The following is an 18,280-nucleotide window of genomic DNA, read 5'->3' as shown; positions in this document are numbered from 1 at the left end:
ACGTGAATTGTTGGGGAGGTAGCGCGGCCCGGCAGCTTCAGGTGCAAGCTCCCTTTAAGATTTTAAATAAAAACTTAACTCAACGTTATTGACGTTGCAGCTAACAACGCCACAGCTTCAAGCGCTAAAGATATATTTTCCTGCATTAAAGACGAGCAATTAATCACCTTTTAATTGTATTCATCTCTATAAATTGGATGTAACGCAGAGGTTTATTATGAATAAAGAACGTGTGAAGTTAGCAATCGCGCCAATTGGCTGGACCAATGATGATATGCCTGAGCTAGGCAAAGAAAATACCTTCCAACAATGTATTAGTGAAATGGCACTTGCCGGATTTACTGGTTGCGAAGTTGGCAGTAAATACCCGCGAGATCCTAACATACTTAAACCCATGCTTGAGCTGCGCGGTATGCAGATTTGTAATGCATGGTTTAGCACTTTCTTTGCCGATGACCAGCGGGCCAAAACCATTGATGAATTCACTAATCATATGAATTTCCTCCATGTAATGGGGGCAAAAGTGATTGGTTGCTCAGAACAAAGTAAGAGTATTCAAGGGACGACGAAGGCTGTATTTGAAGAAAAACCACACTTTACCGATGCGCAATGGCAGCGAGTCGCCGATGGCTATAACGAATTAGCCAAGATTGCGGCAACCAAAGGTATGCAAGTCTGTTTGCACCACCATATGGGGACGGGGATCCAAACTACTGAAGAAATAGATCGTTATATGAGTATGGTTAACGACGATGTATACCTGCTCTTTGATACGGGTCATGCCTATGTTTCTGAGGGGAGCCAGGCGGCGATGCTGGCTATTTTAGAGAAATACCTGCCGCGTATTAATCATGTTCATTTAAAAGATGTACGCGATGAAATAGTGGCTGATGTGAAAGCGAATAAACTCAGTTTCCTCGACGGAGTGAAAAAAGGCATGTTTACTGTACCGGGCGATGGGGTAATTGATTTCCGTCCGGTATTTAAATTGCTGGATGAAAAAGGTTATCAGGGCTGGATGGTGGTAGAGGCAGAGCAGGATCCGGCTATCGCTAATCCATTTGAGTATGCGGTGAAGGCTCGCCAATATATTAAAGAAACCGCGAGCATTTAGTCATATTCAGTTATGGCAGGGGATAGGTTGGTACACTACCCCCTGATGGTTAGGCGGGTATCTTGATTCGCCCCATATGATGCGCGTCGATATACTGGCCCTCGCGGAAAGCAAAGCGTGGGCTGGTACCTTCAATTTCAAAGCCAAACTTGTGGTAAAGTGCGATGGCTGCCAGGTTATCGACAAACACGGTTAGCTCAATACGTTGTATATTCAGCCAGTTATCAGATAAATCAATCATAGCAGCCATTAATGCACTGCCGATACCTTTCCCACAGTAATTCGCATCAACAGCAATACCAAAAGTGGCGACATGCTTACGCCGTGCCCGTTGGTTGGCTTCAATAGTCAGTTGACCAACGATCTCCTCGTCAATACATGCCACCAGGCTATGCATCCCGGCAGGAAAATCTTTAATTCTTTTGGCCCACATCTCTTCAGAAGGTAGAGGAAGCTGTAATGTGTCGCGATAAACCTGTGGATGAGAAAATAACTGCCGCAAGGCCGGATAGTCGGTGAACTCCACATGGCGTATCTGCACATTTTCCATAAACATACCCTTACTCTTACTGTTTGAATTACCTACTAAAATAGCGTTTTATTTATCTGAGTCAATAATATTGCAACTGGTCAGAAAAAACACTTTACAAGTGAGAGTGATAATGATTATCATTGTCGTGCTTTCAGATGAGGCCATCAGCGTTTAGGTGTTCACATTACGAAGGCACGACATTGCTCACATTGCTTCCAGTGTTTACTTAGCCAGCCGGGTGCTGGCTTTTTTTTTGCCTATTTTGCGCTGTTTGTTCGCTGCCTCATTGGCTCATAAGCCGTCATGCCTCAAGTTTTCTTAACGTTTTCTTTCGCTAATTACTTCAAATTCAAATCATTTGTCTTTCAACTTATTAATCAGTCGAATTTTTTGAACAGAGGAGTGAGTTTTTTACGCTTTCATATTCTCCCGCGACATCTAGACTAAAGAAAACGTTGAGGAGAACTGAATATGATCTATTTACGCAAAGCAGAAGAACGTGGCCATGCTAATCACGGTTGGTTGGACAGCTGGCATACCTTCTCATTCGCTGATTATTACGATCCAGAATTTATGGGTTTTTCAGCGCTGCGGGTGATTAACGAAGATGTGATCGACGCGGGTCAGGGGTTTGGTACCCATCCGCATAAAGATATGGAAATCCTGACTTATGTGCTGTCTGGTACCGTAGAACACAAAGACAGTATGGGCAATAAAGAGCAGATCCATGCGGGTGAATTCCAGATTATGAGCGCAGGCACCGGTATTCGTCATTCAGAATATAATGGCCGTGACGACCAACCGCTGCATTTGTACCAGATTTGGATTATCCCCAATAAAACAGGTTTGGAACCGCGTTATGAACAGCAGATGTTCGATATCCCGCAAGGGCGGCAGTTGGTATTGTCACCGGATGCCCGTGATGGTTCGCTGAAAGTATTCCAGGACATGACACTCTGGCGCTGGGCACTGAAACGCGAGGAGCAGTCTATTTATCAGATTCAAGCAGAGCGCCGCATCTGGATACAGGTAGTCCGAGGTAATGTCTCTATCAATGGGCATCATGCCACTACCAGTGATGCATTCGCTATCTGGGATGAGGCTGCACTTTCTATTCACGCAGATGAAGACAGTGAAATCTTGTTGTTTGATTTACCGCCAGTTTAAGTTTGACCATCCCATACCCTAATAATTAGAGTTGCAGGAAGGCGGCAATTGAGTGAATCCCGATGAGCTTACTCAGGTAAGTGATTCGGGTGAAAGAAAGCAGCCAACGCATATGCAGCTTGAAGTATGACGGGTATATGTAAAAAAGGGTATGTGCATCGCGCCATACCCTTTTCTTTGCTAGAATAGTATCCCATTTCCCCAGCCTCAGTTCATTGATAATGAAGAAAAAAAGGCCAGTGCTCCAAGATGTCGCCGATATGGTTGGGGTAACCAAAATGACCGTCAGCCGTTATTTGCGCAATCCAGAACAAGTTTCTGCGATTTTGCAGAAAAAAATCGCGCTGGCATTAGACGAACTGGGCTATATACCCAACCGCGCCCCCGATATCCTGTCTAACGCGACCAGTCATGCCATCGGCGTATTGCTGCCGTCATTGACCAATCAGGTTTTTGCCGAGGTTTTGCGTGGCATTGAGAGTGTGACGGATGTGCATGGTTATCAGACCATGCTGGCACACTATGGCTATCAGAAAGAGCGTGAGGAGCAGCGGTTAACCTCGTTACTCTCTTATAATATCGACGGCCTGATCCTTTCCGAACGTCACCATACCGCCCGTACATTGAAAATGATTGAGGTGGCGGGGATTCCAGTTATTGAGCTGATGGATTGTATTTCGCCGTGTATTGATTTGGCTGTGGGTTTTAATAACTTTGAAGCGGCAAGGCAGATGACGCAGCAAATTATTGCCAAAGGCCATCGCCATGTTGTCTATTTCGGCGCTCGCCAAGATGAGCGAACGGTTATCAAGCAACAAGGTTATGAACAGGCGATGCGTGAGTCCGGTTTAGTGCCGATGAGTGTGATGACCAGCCGTTCGTCGTCATATTCGGCTGGTGCTGAGTTGTTGCGTGAGGCGCAAGCCAGTTATCCACTGATTGACAGTATTTTTTGTACCAACGATGACCTGGCAATTGGGGCCGTGTTTGAGTGCCAGCGCCAGGGGTTATCTATCCCCCATGATATGGCAATAGCGGGTTTCCATGGTCACGATATCGGCCAGTCGATGGTTCCGAAGCTGGCCAGTGTGCTTACCCCGCGTGAAAGAATGGGGCAAATTGGTGCCGAGCGTCTGCTAGCAAAACTGCGCGGAGAGGCGGTAGCGCCGAGGATGGTTGATGTCGGTTTCACCATCCTCCCCGGCGGCAGTATTTAAATTACAATAGCTTAGCTAAATAACCATTGCTGCCAGATGCTATATCACCATGGCTAATAACAGGCAACCGACCAGGCCGCAGACCGAAATAATGGTTTCCAGCACTGACCATGACTTAAAGGTTTCTACAATGGTCAGGTTGAAGTACTCCTTGAACAACCAAAAGCCTGGGTCGTTGACGTGAGAGAAAATCACGCTACCGGAACCAACGGCAATAACCATTAATTCAGGGCTGGCTCCCGTGGTGGCAATGAGCGGCGCTACAATACCGCCAGCCGTAATGGCCGCTACGGTCGCAGAACCTAGCGCAATACGCAGTACGGCTGCGATTGACCATGCCATCAGAATTGGTGATAAGCCGCTGCTATTCATCATATTGGCAATATAATGATCAACGCCACTGTCGACTAAAACCTGTTTGAAAGCACCGCCACCGCCGATAACCAACAACATCATCGCAATGATTTTAATTGAGTCAGTCACCGTATCCATCACCGCTTCCATTGAACGGCCACGGTTTAAGCCAAAGGTGAAAATTGCTATCAATACAGCGATTAAGGTGGCGATCACCGGATCACCGAAGAACTCTGCATAAGAAAGCACTGGGTGGCCTTTTGGCAAAATCATCTCTGCCACCGCCCGTAATGCCATCAAAATCACTGGAACCAGCGCTGTAGAGACACTGACACCAAAGCTTGGCATCTCTTCATCGGTGAAGGTTTTCGGGTTATACAATCCTTCTGGTACTGGTTTATCAATTCCTTTTAGGAAGCGCGCAAATACCGGGCCGGCCAGAATAACTGTTGGAATTGCCAGTAAAGTCCCGTACAGCAGCGTTTTACCCATATCCGCGTGGAAAATGGTCGCAATAGCCGTTGGGCCTGGGTGAGGTGGTAGGAAACCGTGGGTTACAGACAAGGCTGCGGCCATCGGCACACCGACATACAGCAGTGGGATACGGGCTGATGCCGCGATACTAAACACCAGTGGCAGCAACAGTACAAAGCCCACTTCATAAAACAGCGCAAAACCAACAGTAAAACCAGTCAGCACGACTGCCCACTGAATGTGTTTTTTGCCAAATTTATCAATCAGCGTGGTAGCGATTCGTTGCGCGCCACCACAATCAGCCAGTAATTTACCGAGCATGGCGCCAAAGCCCATAATCAGCGCCAGACTGCCTAACGTTCCGCCAACCCCAGCTTTGATTGAGCCGACGACTTTATCGACTGGCATCCCTTGCATGATACCTACCGCCAGCGCGACCAGTATCAACGAGATAAATCCGTTAAGTTTGAAACGGATCATCAGTAACAGCAGCATGGCAACGCCAACCGCGACAATGACTAATGGCATAGCATTTCTCCACCTATTTTGGGTATATCGCTTTTAGTTATGGTTGATAGTCAGCTTCTTTTTATTATCAGTAGGATAGGAAGGTGACCTTAGTTTTATTATTTATCCCCGTCATCTTGCAACTTGCCAGTGTGTTGACGGCTTACGTTCGCCGCCTTTCTGCACCGTGAAAACGCTGGGATATACACCCGGCTTTTCAGCCAAAGTGATTGCGCGATTGAGTCCTATACGATGTTCTATCCTTTGTGATAAAAGTCACATCTCTCTTTGTTACCGGTATCATGATACCGGTAACATGGTAAAATACGGAACCATAGAGAGCGGTAAAATTCCCATTCTGAGATAGAGATCAACATTATGGCAGGACATAGCATTATCGTGATGGGTGTATCGGGTAGCGGCAAAACCACGGTAGGAGAGGCTGTAGCCCGCCAAATCCATGCCAAATTTATTGATGGTGACGATCTGCATCCTCGTGCCAATATTCAGAAGATGGGCAGTGGGCATCCACTGAATGATGAAGATCGTATGCCGTGGCTGGAGCGCTTGAGTGATGCCGCCTACAGCCTGAATCATAAAAATGAAACCGGTATTATTGTCTGCTCAGCGCTGAAGCGCCGTTACCGTGATCGCCTGCGGGACGGTAATCCGGGGATGGTATTTTTATATCTGAAAGGCAGTTTTGACGTCATCATGGAACGGCTAAAAGTCCGCTCTGGCCATTTTATGCCAACCGATCTGCTAAAAAGCCAGTTTGACGCGCTGGAAGAACCCGGCTCAGATGAACCTGATGTTCTCTGTGTCGATATTGATGCGGATATTGATAACGTAGTGCAGCGCTGTGTATTAGCACTGCAAAGTCGTAGCTAAAGTGATTTTATACCCAAGAGGGTGCGCCCCTCTTGGATTGCGCAACTGAGGCCAACCTTATTTGGTCAAGTATGCCCGCACACCATCTAAAAACATCTGTGTAGATAGCATCACCAAAATTAACCCCATCAGCCGTTCCAGCGCACTGACACCTTTATTGCCCAGCAGGCGCAGAAACAGATTCGACATCAGCAAAATCGCCGCAGACAACCCCCACGCAATCATCAACGCCAACACTAAATGGCTAATTTGATTAGGATATTGATGCGACAGTAGCATCAGCGTTGCCAGAATCGATGGGCCAGCCACTAAGGGAATGGCCAGTGGTACTAAGAATGGCTCTTCCCCAGCCGATAACCCGGTAACGTTACTTTCTGGGGTGGGGAAAATCATCTTAATCGCGATTAAAAACAGAATAATACCACCCGATATCGACACCGTTTCAGTTCGCAGATTTAGGAACGCCAAAATCTTCTCGCCAGCGAACAGGAAAATCAGCATTAATATCAGTGCAATTAGCAATTCGCGAATCAATACGACTCGCCGCCGCTTAGGTTCCAGATGTTTGAGTACCGACATAAAAATCGGCAGGTTTCCCAGCGGGTCCATAATCAAAAACAGCAACACTGTTGCCGCAATCATCTCAGTCATTATTACCTCTAGGAGACTGGCGTTTCCCGCCAATCAAAGCCACATATTAGGAAGATTGCTTTGAATCATTCTGGTATCGAATAAATTAACTTGCCACTTTGTCCATATTTTGTAAGGTGGTATCAGGCCTATCTTAGTCAGTCTGCCGTACCCTTACAGCGCGCAGTTATACAAGACAGGCATCCATTAATCGGTGTCACCTTCCAAGGCAGGACAGTAAACATGAAAAATGTTGGTTTTATCGGCTGGCGCGGTATGGTCGGCTCAGTGCTCATGCAACGCATGATTGAAGAACGCGACTTTGACGGCATCCATCCGGTCTTTTTCTCCACCTCGCAACACGGCCAGGCCGCGCCGACATTTACCGGCCAGCAAGGAACGTTGCAAGATGCTTATGATATTGATGCGCTGAGTGCATTGGATATCATTATCACCTGCCAGGGGGGAGATTATACCAACGAAGTTTATCCAAAGCTGCGAGAAATCGGCTGGAAAGGCTATTGGATTGACGCAGCTTCTTCTCTGCGTATGCAAGATGACACAATTATTATTCTGGATCCGGTGAACCATAGTGTCATTCAACAGGGTTTGGATAAAGGTATCAAGACCTTTGCGGGGGGTAACTGTACCGTTAGCCTGATGCTGATGTCTTTGGGTGGTTTGTTTGCTAATAACTTGGTTGAGTGGGCATCAGTTGCCACTTATCAGGCAGCATCCGGTGGTGGCGCGCGCCATATGCGTGAGTTGCTGACTCAGATGGGTATGCTACATGCTGGCGTGGCTAAAGAGTTGCAAGACCCGGCCTCTGCCATTTTGGATATTGAACGTAAGGTCACTGCGGCAACCCGCAGTGGTACCTTGCCGACCGATAACTTTGGCGTACCGCTGGCGGGTAGCCTGATCCCGTGGATCGACAAACAACTGGATAATGGTCAAAGCCGCGAAGAGTGGAAAGGCCAGGCCGAAACTAATAAAATTCTGAATACTAACAGCGTCATTCCAGTCGATGGTTTGTGCGTGCGCATTGGTGCGCTGCGTTGCCATAGCCAAGCCTTTACGCTGAAACTGAAAAAAGACGTGCCATTGCCAGAAATTGAGCAAATGTTGGCAACGCACAATGACTGGGTTCGTGTTATCCCGAACGACCGCGAGCTGAGTATGCGAGAACTGACGCCGGCTGCGGTAACCGGTACATTGAATACCCCTGTTGGCCGCCTGCGTAAATTGAATATGGGGCCGGAGTATCTCTCCGCCTTTACTGTGGGTGACCAATTGTTATGGGGTGCGGCAGAGCCATTGCGCCGTATGCTGCGCATCTTGATGTGATTGGTTATTAAGAGTAATAACGATAAAGCCCTGATCTTATGGTCAGGGTTTTTTATATGATTAACACAGCTCTTTTGTATCTCTTGATGCACCAGTCACCCAGTACGGCCATCCGCACTACAGCAATTGGCTGATATTCAGCTCTTCCATTAAACGATAGTTATCTGAATAATCCACTGGGATGGCAATGACTGCCGGGCCTGATACATCCATAGCTTGGTGCAATTTATGGGATAATTCGTCGGCAGACTCTACGGCAAAACCTTTCGCGCCAAAGGATTCGGCGTACATTTTGAAATCAATCGGGCCAAAATTAACCCCCGATGGCCGATGGTATTTTTTCTGCTGCTGTATTTCCACCATGTTGTAACCGTTATCGACCCAAATAATATGCAGTAAATTGCTTTTCAGGCGCACCGCAGTTTCTAGCTCCATACTTGATTGCATAAATCCCCCGTCACCTGATACGGATACGACCTTTTGATGTGGGTTCACCAGTGCGGCGGCAATGGCCCATGGCAGTGCAACACCCATAGTCTGTTGACCGTTTGACATCAAAATTTGACGGGTGCGGAAGCTGTAAAGATAACGGGCAATCCAGATGTGAAAGCTCCCCATATCGACACACAGGGTCACGTCACTATTAACAATATCCTGCATTGCCCGGACTAAACGCAGCGGATGAATAGCGAAACCACTCATATGGTCAGCCCGGCGGGCCAAGTCTCGTCGTTGGCGGCAGCGCTCTTCCAATACCGCCTGTGTTGCCAATGTTAATATTAACGGGCCATGTATCCGGGGGGCTAATGCATCTACGGTAGCGGCAATATCACCCAATAACTCTTTTTCCGGTTGATAGGCTGCATCTATTTCGGCGGGTAAAATATCCAGATGTATCAGTGTTGCCTGGCCGTTGTTCCATAGCGCTGGGTCATATTCCACAGGGCTATAACCGATGGTGATAATCACATCGGCTTGTTGTAGTAACTTGTCGCCAGCTTGATTATTAAACAAGCCCACCCGCCCGGCAAAATGATCAAAGTGCGCCTGATCAACCACACCAGCGGCTTGATAGGTGCTGGTGACCGGTATTTTGCTATGGTGAAGTAAACGCCGAATGGCTTGAGCGTTTGCCGGCTGACTGGCCATCAATCCAAGGAGCAAAATTGGATTTTTAGCGTTGTTAATCAACTTAGCCACGGCAGTAATCTCATCCAAAGGTGCACCGCCATTGTGTGGACATGGTTGATGAATCAGCGCCTGGCTGGTCACAGGTTTGTTGAGAATATCTTGCGGCAGGCTAACAAAGGCCGCGCCCGGACGACCAAACTCAGCGGTTCTAAAAGCATTACCCAGTACTTCTGACAGCGCCGCAGAGGCCGTCACCTCCGCACTAAACTTAGTTATCGGGCGAAAAATACTCACAGTATCCATACTCTGGTGAGTTATTTTCAGGCTATCGGCTCGCTTTACCGCGCCGCCCAGTGCCACTACCGGATCTCCTTCAGAGGTTGCTGTTGCCAGCCCGGTGACTAAGTTGGCGCAACCCGGCCCTGAGGTTACCAATGCCACGCCTGCTTTACCTGTTAACCGGCCGATGGCCGCAGCCATAAAAGCTGCATTCGCTTCGTGGCGCACCACAATCGTTTGAATGCTGGAATCTTCCAGTGAATTAAAGACCCGATCAATTTTAGCGCCAGGAATACCGAACACCTGTTTTACGCCTTGCTGCTCTAAATGATTAACCACCAGATCAGCCCCGCACTGCCAAGTCTGAATATGCGTTTCATTGGTCATGATGTGTTGTCCTCTATGGTTGATTTAGCCGCTATTAATTGATGTCTTACGGCCGGTTAACTCTCTACCGCGCGGATCGCGTTATTGAGATTTTGAGGTGAGAGATTGGCCCGGAGAAAATCGGATTCCTGCGGCAGGTCGATAACCAGTTTGGCTACGGTGCCGAAAGTCAGAACGCCATTTTCCAATTGGTAATCGAGCACATGGCCGCCGCCATTGCGGGTGTCAGTAATAAAATGTTCGTGGTAGCCGGCAACGTTTATACCTTGGGTATAGTTCGGGCAGCGAAAACCAATAATCACGCCATTTTGATGAGTGAAATCAAACGTGGGTTGCTCCGCGATAGCTTCAAGCATGGGTTTATAGGGGCGCTGCTGGCAGGGGACGGTGCGGGTTTCAACATGGCTGAACGTGCCATCAATACGCAGAGCACAAAACAGATTATCTGTGGTGGTGATGTCATCAATCACGTTATGGATCTGTTCTCTGCTTATTTTCTGCTTGAAACTGCGCTTTTCAGTGGGCTGAAAAAATGTCATTACTGCGAAAGGTGTCTTCTGTTCTGACTGCGCTGAGCGAGCACTGCCATCGGATCGTAATTGATAAATCTTACTGTTTAATGCGACCAGCTCACCATCAAGATTGTTAAATGTTCCTAATCCAAAATCACCGTGCTTCAGTAACTCTGCCATGGTGATTTGGCCTTCGTAAACGCCGCTAATTAACGCGCTCATTAGTGATGTTTGATAAATGACACACTCAGAATGCTTTTCTCGATAGGCAATAAAACTTTTTACAACCTCTTGAGTACATGAACAATGCGATGTTATTGATTTAGTCATATCCTGCTCCAGCTCACCTGTAACATAAATTATATTTATATTTAGTTATAAGGTTGACGCTGAAAGTACATAAGTACCAATATAGGAATCTCACTTTTTTGATATCAAAAATATATGGAACTACGTTATTTACGCTACTTTGCCGCTGTTGCTTCAGCCCGCCACTTCACTCGGGCGGCAGAAACACTGGGTATCTCCCAGCCACCACTAAGTCAGCAAATTCAAAAGCTAGAGCGGGAGATAGGGACACCACTGTTACGCCGGTTGGCTCGCGGTGTTGAACTGACCGATGCGGGGAAAGCATTCTATGTGGATGCCTGTCATATATTGACGCTTACGGATGAAGCGATAGCGCGGGCTAAAAGTATCGCACGGGGGGAGACAGGTAAGTTGCGGGTAGGTTTTGCCAGTTCGACCGCCTTCCAGCCCTTGGTATTGCGCCTACTCCATGCCTATCGGGATAAATATCCTGAGGTGGTCTTGTCCCCCAGCGAAGAGACGATGCCGGTATTAATGAATGATTTGCATAACGATCGCATCGACGTGGCATTTATTCGTCAGCCATGTGATGCCAGTAATGAATTTACCTGCAAGGTGCTGGTGGAGGAGGATATGTTGCTGGTGTTACCGCATAACCATCAGTTGCATCGCTGCCCACAAATCAATCTGCAAGCGATACAGCATGAAAAGTTGATTACTTTCCCACGGGAAGTGGCCCCAGGATTGTTTGATACCATTATTAGCGCTTGTTATCGTGCCGGATTTAAGCCGGAACTGGGGCAACAATCCCCCCAGTTGGTGTCCGCAATAGGGATGGTGTCAGCGGGATTTGGTTTTACTATCGTTCCTCGTTCACTGACAACCATTCAGGCGAATAATGTCACTTATCATGAGATTGACGATAGTCTGTTAAAAACCAAAATTACTCTGGCATGGCGGCGGCATGAGCGCTCTGCTGCGGTACTGAATATGGTGAGCATCATCGCCGCCGAGGGCCAACAATAAACCTGTGTTAAGCCTCACTTGCCGTGATAAAGGGTAATTTCAGTGTAATGCGGGTGAATTTATCTGCTTCACTTAGGACGGTCACGCCATATTCGTTGCCATAGCGGACTTTAATTCGCCGATCGACCAAATTCATCCCTAGACCATCGCCGTTGGGTTGCGGCTGATACAAGCCAGCATTGTCTTCCACTTCCAGTATCAACGTATTGCCCTCTAGCTTACCGTGCAAGGTGATGCACCCGTTGCTGAACATTTGTGATATGCCGTGTTTGATGGCGTTTTCGACCACAGGTTGCAGGGAAAATGCCGGTAAACGCGCGTCCATCAGTTCATCAGGTAATAAGATTTCAACAGAGAGGCGGTCAGCAAAACGTGCCTTTTCTATTTCCAGATAAGCATTCACATGCTCAATTTCATCGCTCAGCGTAACCACATCGTGGCTACGTTTGAGGTTCTTACGGAAGAAAGTCGACAAAGATAGCACCAGCTTGCGGGCATGGTCTGGGTTACGGCGGATCACTACCGACAGAGTATTCAGTGCGTTAAAGAGGAAGTGAGGATTCACTTGCGCGTGCAGCAGTTTGATTTCTGATTGTGCCAATAGCTGTTTCTGCTGTTCAAATTCACCCGCCAGAATCTGGGCAGATAGCAGGTGAGCAATACCTTCACCCAATGTGCGGTTGATACTGGAGAACAATTTACTTTTGGGTTCATACAGTTTGATGCTACCAATTACCCGATGCTCTTCACCGCGTAGTGGGATAACTAACGTGGAACCCAGTTTGCAATTAGGGGAAATAGAGCAGGTATAAGGGACGGCATTGCCATCGGCATAAACCACCTGATTCAACTCAATCGCCCGGTGGGTATGGTCTGAGGTGATAGCACTCCCCACAAGGTGATGGTCTGCGCCAGTACCGATAAATGCCAGCAGCTTCTCGCGGTCGGTAATTGCCACCGCACCAACGCCCAGTTCCTCATACAAGATACGCGCCACCCGCATACTGTTTTGTTGGTCAAAACCATGGCGTAGTTGCCCCTCAGCCCGAGCGGCAATTTGCAGTGCTTTGGCTGAGAAGGCGGTGGTGTATTTTTCGAAAATAGCCCGCCGGTCCAACAAAATCCGCATAAACATGGCAGCACCAATGGTATTGGTGATCATCATCGGTAGGGCAATGTTTTCAACCAGCTCGACAGCTTCATGGAATGGGCGGGCAACGGCCAAAATAATCAGCATTTGCAGGACTTCAGCGACCAGCGTAATACCCGCGACAATCAAGGGTTGGAACAGCAGGTCGAGGCGGTTTTTACGTATCAAATAGCTGTGGAGGAAACCACCCAGTAGCCCTTCAGCGACGGTAGACAACATACAGGCGGTGGCGGTCATCCCACCCATGGAGTAGCGGTGCAACCCGCCGGTCAGCCCTACCAGAAAACCGACCGATGGCCCCCCCAAAACACCACCTAACACAGCGCCGATAGCACGGGTGTTGGCGATGGAGTCCTCAATATGCAAACCAAAGTAGGTGCCCATGATACAAAACATGGAAAACGTGAGATAGCACACCAGTTTGTGGGGCAACCGAATGGTAACCTGCATTAATGGGATAAACAGCGGTGTCTTACTTAACAGATAGGCGATCACCAGATACACACACATCTGTTGTAGCAGGGAGAAAATCAGTTCGACTTGGCTTACGCCCATATTGATAACCACAAATGCTAATTCTTGCCGCTATTGTAACCATATTTAGCCGCAGAAAGTTTTAACCGTCACCCCTTTTAAGCAAAAAGGGCCTGATAGTGGCAAACGTCAGCTCAGTTCCCTGTTTTGGGCACTTCTACTGGCCGCTGTTATCCACACTACTTTTGCCGTCTTAATGTAGCGTTTTACGTCATTCATGCACGTCTTACACTGTTTAAACGCTGTTTTTTTTGCTAATTCACATGAGAAAAAATTTCATTAATAGTAAGCCGATTTTTTCTGCGGCCTTTGACTATGCTTATAGTTTGGGTAAGAAAAGTGAGCTGACGAGGTTCTACTGTCAGAAAATGTGTATTAGGGCATTAAATCAACTAATTGGTTAATCATTGACCTTAGTCACTCTTTAAACACTAAATGGATTGCATGATGAAAAGGTCGGTTCTGCTGTCAGTGCTCAGAATTTGGCTCAAAATCATGCCGTTAATCATAGGAAGAAATCATGCCAGTACTTCCCGACCGTCAGGTGATTAATCAGATTATTTCCGGCCATTATGCCGATCCCTTTTCTATTTTGGGTATGCACCAAACTGCACAAGGGTTACAGATATGCGCATTGCTGCCAGATGCTAAAGAAGTCTGGCTGGTCGAAACGGAAAGTGGGCGCAACATTGCTCAATTGACCAGTGAAGACCCGCGCGGCTTTTTCATGGCTAAGCTTCCTCGTCGTAAAAGCCCGTTTCGTTATCAATTAGCGGTTACCTGGCAAGACAGTCCCCAAATTATTGAAGATCCCTACCGATTCGGAACGTTATTGCAGGATATTGACAGTTGGCTCTTGGCCGAAGGCACCCATTTACGCCCTTATGAACGTCTGGGGGGGCATTTGATGAGCCTTGATGGGGTCGCGGGGGTCAGTTTTGCCGTTTGGGCACCTAATGCCAAACGGGTGTCTGTGGTGGGGGAGTTTAACTTTTGGGATGGCCGCCGCCACCCGATGCGGTTACGGCGCGAAAATGGTATTTGGGAGCTATTCCTGCCCGGAGTACAGGCAGGCCAGTTGTACAAATTTGAGATAATAGACAGTAATGATCAGGTGCGGTTAAAAGCAGACCCTTATGCATTTGAGGCTCAGATGCGGCCAGAAACAGCCTCATTAGTCAGTCCGTTACCTGAAGTGGTGCCAAATACGCCAGCAAGACAAAAAGCCAATGATTTGCGCTCACCGGTTTCTATCTATGAAGTCCATCTCGGTTCGTGGCGTCGTCATACCGATGATAACTTTTGGCTCAGTTATGGTGAGTTGGCTGAGCAACTGGTCGAATACGTTAAATACATGGGATTTACCCATGTCGAATTACTGCCGATTAACGAACATCCGTTCGATGGCAGTTGGGGTTATCAGCCACTTGGGCTGTATGCGCCGACCCGCCGCTTTGGTACACCGCAGGATTTCAAAGATTTTGTCGCCAAATTCCATGCGGCGGGGATTAACGTCATTCTTGATTGGGTTCCTGGTCACTTCCCAAGCGATGAACATGGGCTCATGCAGTTTGATGGCACCTCGTTATATGAATATGCCGATCCGCGAGAAGGCTATCATCAGGATTGGAATACCCTGATTTATAACTATGGCCGTAATGAAGTTCGTAACTATTTGGCTGGCAATGCGTTTTACTGGATGGAACGTTTTGGTATCGACGCATTGCGTATTGATGCTGTGGCTTCGATGATTTATCGCGATTATAGCCGTGCTGAAGGGCAGTGGGTGCCTAACTATTACGGCGGGCGCGAAAATCTGGAAGCGATTGCTTTCCTGCGTTACACCAATCACACCATCGGCGTTGAGCGCCCAGGTGGTGTGACCATGGCGGAAGAATCGACCGATTTCCCTGGGGTGACATTACCGCCTGATGCCGGTGGATTAGGATTTAACTACAAATGGAATATGGGCTGGATGCATGACACCCTTAATTACATGCAGTGCGATCCGATTCACCGCAAATACCACCATAATCTGATGACTTTCGGTATGTTGTACGCTTATACCGAGAACTTTATCTTGCCTATCTCCCACGATGAAGTGGTCCACGGTAAGCGCTCGGTGCTCGATCGTATGCCGGGAGATGCCTGGCAGAAATTTGCCAACCTGCGTGCTTATTACGCGTTTATGTGGGCACATCCCGGTAAAAAACTGCTGTTTATGGGCTGCGAGTTTGCTCAGGGGCGTGAGTGGAATTTCGATACCAGCCTAGACTGGCATTTACTGGATGATAAAAACGGCTGGCACAGTGGTGTGCAGCGTTTCGTTCGTGACCTGAACCACTGTTATCAACAACATGCGCCATTATATGAGTTGGATTATCAGTCTGATGGTTTTGAGTGGCTGGTGGTGGATGACCATGAAAATTCAGTGTTTGCTTTCTTGCGCCGTGATGCGAATGGTGGCGAACTGATTGCTATCAGCAATTTCACCCCAGTGCCGCGTTACAACTACCGTGTGGGTATTCCGCAGGGCGGGCATTATCGGGAAGTGCTTAATTCTGACTCTGAATTTTACTGCGGCAGTAATCTGGGTAATCAGGGCGGCATCTATAGCGATCATGTCGGTAGTCATAACCACGCGCATTCATTGTTGTTAACACTGCCGCCACTGTCGACTATCTATTTATTGCGGGAGGGATTTGTTGCGGGAGAGGGAGAATGACCCGCCTTACCCGTGGTTCCCCGGCACCGATTGGTGCTCATTTTGATGGGGATGGGATAAATTTCACGCTGTTTTCGGCCCATGCTGAAAAGGTGGAGTTGTGCCTGTTTGATGACAATAACCAAGAAGTGAGGATTGCATTGCCCGCCCGCAGTGGCGACATCTGGCATGGCTATCTGCCCGGTGGTAAACCGGGGCAGCGCTATGGTTATCGGGTCAGCGGGCCATTTGATCCACAACAAGGGCATCGTTTTAACCCACATAAATTATTGATAGACCCCGGTGCGCATGCATTAGATCGCAAAGTGGCGGATGACCCAAGTTTAGAGGGCGGGGTTAATCAGCCCGATGAGCGCGACAGTGCTGCCGCTTTACCTAAATGTATTGTGTTACATGAAGAATATGACTGGCAGGGGGATAAGCCACCGGCTATTCCTTGGGGCAATACCGTAATTTATGAAGCCCATGTGCGTGGCTTAACCCAACTGCATCCTGATATTCCGGCTGACCTACGTGGTAGCTACGCAGCGTTGGCTCATCCCATCATGATTGCCTATTTGCAAAACATGGGCGTGACCACACTGGAGTTGCTGCCAGTGCAATTCCACGTCGATGAACCTCGTTTACAGAAAATGGGGCTGAGCAATTATTGGGGCTATAACGTGCTGGCACCTTATGCCGTTGATCCTGATTATGCCTCGGGCCGTGAAGGTATATCCCCGCTGCGGGAGCTACGGGATGCAGTCAAAGCGTTGCATAAAGCGGGTATCGAAGTGATTCTGGATGTGGTGTTCAACCACAGCGCTGAACTGGATGTGTTCGGCCCAACCCTGTGCCAGCGTGGTATCGATAATGCTAGCTACTACTGGCTTACCCCTGAGGGTGAATACGACAACATGACTGGCTGCGGCAATGCGCTGCGGCTTAATCATCCTAATGTTATGCAGTGGGTCATCGACTGCCTGCATCATTGGCTCGATAGCTGCCATGTTGATGGCTTCCGTTTTGATCTGGGAACCGTGCTGGGCCGCACGCCAGCTTTTGACCAACATGCCCCTTTATTTGCCGCACTGGCGGCGGATGAGCGGTTGAGTGCTTGCAAGATGATTGCCGAGCCTTGGGATATCGGCTTAGGGGGCTATCAACTGGGTAACTTCCCCACCGGTTTTAGTGAATGGAATGACCAGTACCGTGATGCGATGCGCCGTTTCTGGTTACGTGATGACTTACCTCTGGGGCTGTTTGCTCAGCATTTTGCCGCTTCAAGTCATCTTTTCCAGCAGCGGGAGCGTTTGCCTTCCGCCAGTATCAATCAAATTACCGCCCATGATGGTTTCACTTTGCAGGATTTGCTGTGTTTTAACCAAAAACACAATCAAATCAATGGTGAAGAAAACCGTGATGGCAGTGATAACAATCTTAGTAATAACTTTGGTAGCGAAGGGTTGGTGGCTGATGAGGCTATCTGGCAACGGCGTAAGTCTTGCCAGCGCGCATTGTTAGCCAGCTTATTACTCTCGCAGGGAACGCCAATGTTACTGGCCGGTGACGAGCATGGTCACAGCCAGCAAGGTAATAACAATGCATATTGTCAGAACAACATCCTCACCTGGCTCGACTGGGGCAGTGCGGATCGTTCATTAATGACATTTACCGCCGATCTTATCCGGTTACGCCAACAAATTCCGGCCCTGACTAAGGACTCATGGTGGCAGGAAGGTGATGGCAATGTGCAATGGCTAGATAGTCAGGGGCAAGTGCTGAGTGATGCGGCTTGGGAACATGGCTGCCAGAAACGGCTGCAAATTCTGTTGTCTCAGCGCTGGCTGGTGGTGATTAACGCCACTGGTCAAGAGTGTGAAATACATTTACCTGCGGGGGAATGGGAGGTTGTTCCTCCTTTTGGGCCGTCAGAACCGATGGAATCATTCACCGTATGGAACGGATCCGCGCATGACATTTGCGTACTCGTACAGAAATCTTAAGGAGCCAGC

General features: G+C 48.2%; 14 protein-coding genes. 8 read left to right on the top strand and 6 right to left on the bottom strand.

The genetic code is table 11. The features are described from left to right. Positions 1-217: 217 nt before the first annotated feature. Positions 218-1,114, top strand: coding sequence for a myo-inosose-2 dehydratase (gene iolE / locus A6J67_RS02315; protein WP_050073679.1), 897 nt, complete (start codon positions 218-220; stop codon positions 1,112-1,114). Positions 1,115-1,163: 49 nt separating this feature from the next. On the opposite strand, the gene A6J67_RS02310 is transcribed toward iolE, so the two are convergent. Further along, positions 1,164-1,664 (bottom strand): GNAT family N-acetyltransferase, encoded by a 501-nt coding sequence (locus tag A6J67_RS02310; RefSeq protein ID WP_032906788.1) that lies wholly within the window; start codon positions 1,662-1,664, stop codon positions 1,164-1,166. A 453-nt stretch (positions 1,665-2,117) separates the two neighbouring features. Between A6J67_RS02310 and A6J67_RS02305 the strand changes: the two genes are divergently transcribed. After that, on the top strand, positions 2,118-2,813 hold the full coding sequence (locus A6J67_RS02305) for a pirin family protein (RefSeq protein ID WP_005187171.1): 696 nt from the start codon (positions 2,118-2,120) through the stop codon (positions 2,811-2,813). A gap of 221 nt (positions 2,814-3,034) precedes the next feature. Continuing rightward, positions 3,035-4,030: a gluconate operon transcriptional repressor GntR gene (gene gntR / locus A6J67_RS02300; protein WP_005186007.1), complete on the top strand. Its 996-nt coding sequence runs from the start codon at positions 3,035-3,037 to the stop codon at positions 4,028-4,030. A gap of 39 nt (positions 4,031-4,069) precedes the next feature. Here the strand turns inward: gntR and gntT are convergent, their stop codons facing one another. Beyond that, positions 4,070-5,386, bottom strand: coding sequence for a gluconate transporter (gene gntT, locus A6J67_RS02295; protein ID WP_005186012.1), 1,317 nt, complete (start codon positions 5,384-5,386; stop codon positions 4,070-4,072). Positions 5,387-5,743: 357 nt separating this feature from the next. Here gntT and A6J67_RS02290 point away from each other — a divergent pair, with 357 nt between their 5' ends. Continuing rightward, positions 5,744-6,256 (top strand): gluconokinase, encoded by a 513-nt coding sequence (locus A6J67_RS02290; RefSeq protein ID WP_050297619.1) that lies wholly within the window; start codon positions 5,744-5,746, stop codon positions 6,254-6,256. A gap of 57 nt (positions 6,257-6,313) precedes the next feature. Here A6J67_RS02290 and A6J67_RS02285 read toward each other — a convergent pair whose 3' ends face one another. Further along, a complete protein-coding gene (locus tag A6J67_RS02285; protein WP_005186017.1) occupies positions 6,314-6,907 on the bottom strand; it encodes a YhgN family NAAT transporter in 594 nt (197 codons plus the stop codon). Between the two features lie 222 nt (positions 6,908-7,129). On the opposite strand from A6J67_RS02285, the gene asd reads away from it, so the two are divergent. Beyond that, positions 7,130-8,233: an aspartate-semialdehyde dehydrogenase gene (asd, locus tag A6J67_RS02280; protein WP_042568779.1), complete on the top strand. Its 1,104-nt coding sequence runs from the start codon at positions 7,130-7,132 to the stop codon at positions 8,231-8,233. A 117-nt stretch (positions 8,234-8,350) separates the two neighbouring features. Here asd and alsS read toward each other — a convergent pair whose 3' ends face one another. Beyond that, positions 8,351-10,030 (bottom strand): acetolactate synthase AlsS, encoded by a 1,680-nt coding sequence (alsS, locus tag A6J67_RS02275; protein WP_005186020.1) that lies wholly within the window; start codon positions 10,028-10,030, stop codon positions 8,351-8,353. Positions 10,031-10,086: 56 nt separating this feature from the next. Further along, complete coding sequence (budA, locus tag A6J67_RS02270; RefSeq protein WP_042568777.1) at positions 10,087-10,872, bottom strand: acetolactate decarboxylase; 786 nt, start codon at positions 10,870-10,872, stop codon at positions 10,087-10,089. 114 nt (positions 10,873-10,986) lie between these two features. On the opposite strand from budA, the gene A6J67_RS02265 reads away from it, so the two are divergent. Next, positions 10,987-11,877 carry a LysR family transcriptional regulator gene (locus A6J67_RS02265; protein WP_042568776.1) on the top strand — a complete coding sequence of 297 codons (891 nt, stop codon included), beginning with the start codon at positions 10,987-10,989 and terminating at the stop codon, positions 11,875-11,877. A gap of 7 nt (positions 11,878-11,884) precedes the next feature. Here the strand turns inward: A6J67_RS02265 and A6J67_RS02260 are convergent, their stop codons facing one another. Further along, entirely contained in the window at positions 11,885-13,582 is a 1,698-nt protein-coding gene (locus A6J67_RS02260) for a sensor histidine kinase (RefSeq protein ID WP_042568775.1), read from the bottom strand. Positions 13,583-14,081: 499 nt separating this feature from the next. Between A6J67_RS02260 and glgB the strand changes: the two genes are divergently transcribed. Further along, a complete protein-coding gene (glgB, locus tag A6J67_RS02255; protein WP_005186030.1) occupies positions 14,082-16,286 on the top strand; it encodes a 1,4-alpha-glucan branching protein GlgB in 2,205 nt (734 codons plus the stop codon). Next, entirely contained in the window at positions 16,283-18,271 is a 1,989-nt protein-coding gene (gene glgX, locus A6J67_RS02250; protein ID WP_050297618.1) for a glycogen debranching protein GlgX, read from the top strand. Before glgB ends, glgX begins: the two co-directional genes overlap by 4 nt. Positions 18,272-18,280: the final 9 nt, after the last annotated feature.

Source organism: Yersinia sp. FDAARGOS_228 (genome assembly GCF_002073315.2).
In the GTDB taxonomy this organism is placed as follows: Bacteria; Pseudomonadota; Gammaproteobacteria; order Enterobacterales; family Enterobacteriaceae; genus Yersinia; species Yersinia intermedia.
Note: the sequence above shows the minus strand (reverse complement) of the source record. Positions and strands in the feature narration are given on the sequence as shown.

Bases quoted from the DNA above. Each gene is read 5' to 3' on its own strand.
- iolE (WP_050073679.1), top strand. From the start codon at position 218: ATGAATAAAGAACGTGTGAAGTTAGCAATCGCGCCAATTGGCTGGACC.
- A6J67_RS02310 (WP_032906788.1), bottom strand. From the start codon at position 1,664: ATGGAAAATGTGCAGATACGCCATGTGGAGTTCACCGACTATCCGGCC.
- A6J67_RS02305 (WP_005187171.1), top strand. From the start codon at position 2,118: ATGATCTATTTACGCAAAGCAGAAGAACGTGGCCATGCTAATCACGGT.
- gntR (WP_005186007.1), top strand. From the start codon at position 3,035: ATGAAGAAAAAAAGGCCAGTGCTCCAAGATGTCGCCGATATGGTTGGG.
- gntT (WP_005186012.1), bottom strand. From the start codon at position 5,386: ATGCCATTAGTCATTGTCGCGGTTGGCGTTGCCATGCTGCTGTTACTG.
- A6J67_RS02290 (WP_050297619.1), top strand. From the start codon at position 5,744: ATGGCAGGACATAGCATTATCGTGATGGGTGTATCGGGTAGCGGCAAA.
- A6J67_RS02285 (WP_005186017.1), bottom strand. From the start codon at position 6,907: ATGACTGAGATGATTGCGGCAACAGTGTTGCTGTTTTTGATTATGGAC.
- asd (WP_042568779.1), top strand. From the start codon at position 7,130: ATGAAAAATGTTGGTTTTATCGGCTGGCGCGGTATGGTCGGCTCAGTG.
- alsS (WP_005186020.1), bottom strand. From the start codon at position 10,030: ATGACCAATGAAACGCATATTCAGACTTGGCAGTGCGGGGCTGATCTG.
- budA (WP_042568777.1), bottom strand. From the start codon at position 10,872: ATGACTAAATCAATAACATCGCATTGTTCATGTACTCAAGAGGTTGTA.
- A6J67_RS02265 (WP_042568776.1), top strand. From the start codon at position 10,987: ATGGAACTACGTTATTTACGCTACTTTGCCGCTGTTGCTTCAGCCCGC.
- A6J67_RS02260 (WP_042568775.1), bottom strand. From the start codon at position 13,582: ATGGGCGTAAGCCAAGTCGAACTGATTTTCTCCCTGCTACAACAGATG.
- glgB (WP_005186030.1), top strand. From the start codon at position 14,082: ATGCCAGTACTTCCCGACCGTCAGGTGATTAATCAGATTATTTCCGGC.
- glgX (WP_050297618.1), top strand. From the start codon at position 16,283: ATGACCCGCCTTACCCGTGGTTCCCCGGCACCGATTGGTGCTCATTTT.